Source organism: Promicromonospora sp. NPDC060204, from assembly GCF_042728455.1.
GTDB lineage: Bacteria > Actinomycetota > Actinomycetes > Actinomycetales > Cellulomonadaceae > Promicromonospora.
On the sequence record NZ_JBHWZO010000433.1, the window covers coordinates 1 to 2,414 of the forward strand.

3 protein-coding genes are annotated in these 2,414 nt (G+C 76.0%); all 3 read right to left on the minus strand.

Translation table 11 applies throughout. The features are described from left to right. Positions 1-207: 207 nt before the first annotated feature. Positions 208-630, minus strand: coding sequence for a DUF202 domain-containing protein (locus tag ACFWEJ_RS28420; RefSeq protein WP_377232509.1), 423 nt, complete (start codon positions 628-630; stop codon positions 208-210). Continuing rightward, the gene (locus ACFWEJ_RS28425) at positions 627-998 is read right to left on the minus strand and encodes a YidH family protein (RefSeq protein ID WP_377232510.1); all 372 of its coding nucleotides are present in this window, start codon (positions 996-998) and stop codon (positions 627-629) included. The genes ACFWEJ_RS28420 and ACFWEJ_RS28425 overlap by 4 nt, the downstream gene beginning before the upstream one ends. Continuing rightward, the coding region (locus tag ACFWEJ_RS28430; protein ID WP_377232511.1) for a WxL protein peptidoglycan domain-containing protein at positions 998-2,414 on the minus strand (1,417 nt) is incomplete at its 5' end. The genes ACFWEJ_RS28425 and ACFWEJ_RS28430, both read right to left, overlap by 1 nt.

A 2,414-nucleotide genomic window follows, 5' to 3' on the forward strand; every position in this document is an offset into this window, starting at 1 on the left:
GGCCCGAACAAGGCGTGATTCCGGGCCCAATGACGGGGTAGAAGCGCACTTTGGGCGCGGCCAGCGACGGCCCGACGACGGATCGGCGCGGCGGCCCGACGTTGCATCTGCCCGGCTGCCCGGCTGCCCGGCAGTCCGGCGGCGCTGCGGCTGTCTGACTCGTGCGGTCATGCGGTCGTGCGGTCGGGCGGTCAGGCGGTCGGGCGGTCAGGCCCAGAGGTGCGTCGCCAGGACGACGACGAGGCCGCCCAGGCCGATCGTCACCACGATCGCGCCCGCCACCGCGAGCAGTCCCGCGCCCGGCGAGTCGTGCCCGGGGCCCCGCGGCGGCACCGGCACACGGCGGCCGTGCCGCCGTCGGGACGCGATCAGGAGGTACCCGGCCAGCATCAGCCCGACCAGGCCGGGCAGCAGCCAGACCGCGCTGCCGAACAGCGCGGGCAGCAGCCGGGCGCCGACCAGCGAGACGGCGGCGACCGAGAGCGCCGTCCGACGCCAGGCCAGCTCCGTGCGCTCCGGCTGCAGCCCGGGAACGGGCGGCTGTCCTGCACCCGAGGGAGATCCTGCTCCAGGAGGAGTCCCCGCCCCCGGAGGAGATCCCGCACCCGCGGGTGACCCCGCCGCGGTCATCGCAGCAGCACGCCCAGCAGCACCAGCACGCCGACCACCGCGACGACGATCGCGAGCACCACGCCCACGATCGACGACGGCAGCACCGACCCGCTGCGCAGCGCCCGCTCGACGCGCATCCACCCGGTCCAGGCGATCAACGGCAGCGCCGTGCCCGCGACGATGAGCACGAGCGACGCCGCGAGCCGCAGGCCGGGCTGCAGGTCGAGCCCGAGGGTCTCCAGGGCCACGCCGCCGGCCACCAGGGCGAGAGCGGTCCGGATCCAGGCGAGGAAGGTCCGCTCGTTGGCGAGGGTGAAGCGCGCGTCGGGCTCCGAGCCGACGCCGAACACCGACGCCGGGAACCGCTGCGCGTCCGGCCGGCTCATCAACCACTCCCTGTGTCGTGGGGTCTGCCCCGAAGCCTGCCACGTCTCGCCCACACCGGCGGGATCACCACGGCGGCCGCCACGGCCAGCAGCACCAGCCCGAGCAGGGCCCACGGCACGGCCCAGCCGCTCGCGGCGTCGTGCGCGGAGGTGACGCCGCCCCCGCCGATGCCGACCACGAGGCCGTCCACCCGGACGGTCGCCTCAGCCCGCACGAGCGGGCGGACGCCGCGGACCTCGACCACGCGCTCTACCGTGGAGCCGGGGAGTATCTCGGTCAGCTCGCCCGACGCCGACGCCGAGACCGACGCCGTCCCCGACGCCGACGCCGTCCCCGACGCCGACGCCGTCACCGGGCCGCCCGCCCAGGCCGTGCCTGCCGGACCCGCCACGCTGACCGACTCCGTGGGCACCAGCCGGGCGGTGCCCGTGTTGGTGAGGCGGTAGCGGACCGTCGAGGTGACGGTCCCGAACGGGTTGGCGGACACGTCCGTCGTGACGCTCAGGTCGCTGATCCCGAGTCCCGGCGCGAGGTCGCCTGCCACCCGCGCGTGCACACGTAGCGCCAGACGCCGGTCGACGGTCAGGGCCGAGTCGCCGACCTGTTGCGTCAGCGCGGTGACGACGCCGCCCGAGTGGTCGCCGGGCGCGGCGTCGTCGGGCACGCGGAGCGTGAACGGGACCTCCGCGGACTCGCCCGGGTCGAGGTCCAGCGTGCCCCGACGGAAGGTGATCCAGGTGCCGAGCCCGGTCGCGGGCTCCTCGGCGGTCAGCAGGTCGATGTGGCCGCTCGGGGTCGTGAAGGCGTCGGTGCCGTACACGGTGAGCTGCAGGGGAGCGGTTGACCGGTTGGTCACCACCAGGGCGTCGCGGAGCGTGTCCCCGGGCTCGACGGCGTAGCCGTAGTTGGCGCGGCCGGTGCCCTGCCGGTTGTCGGCGGGGGTGACGGACCAGGAGATGCCGTCGACGTCGGTCGAGGCGTTGGTCGCGACAGGGCTTTCCGCGACTGGGCTTCCGGCAGCAGGGCTTCCAGCGACAGCGCTACCGGCGGCGCTGCCTGCGACGGTGCTGCCTGCGACGGTGCTGCCTGCGACGGCGCTGCCTGCGACGGCGCTGCCTGCGACGGCGCCGCCCGCGGCAGGGCTGCCCGCGGTGGTCACGGTCGGCAGGGCCGAGACGGTCGGCACGGCGTGCGCCGCCGCCGGGCCCGCGAGCAGAGCGGTCCCGAGCAGAGCGGTCCCGAGCAGAACGGCCCCGAGCCGCACAGTCGCGAGCGGGGCGATCCCGCGCAGGACGGTCCGGAGCAGAACGGTCCGGAGCAGGACTGCCAGCAGAGAGGTAAGCGCGGTGGGCACGGGCGTGGGGCGGTAGGCGACCCGCACCGCTGCCGCGGCGCGCCCGGGGGCGCGTCGCGGC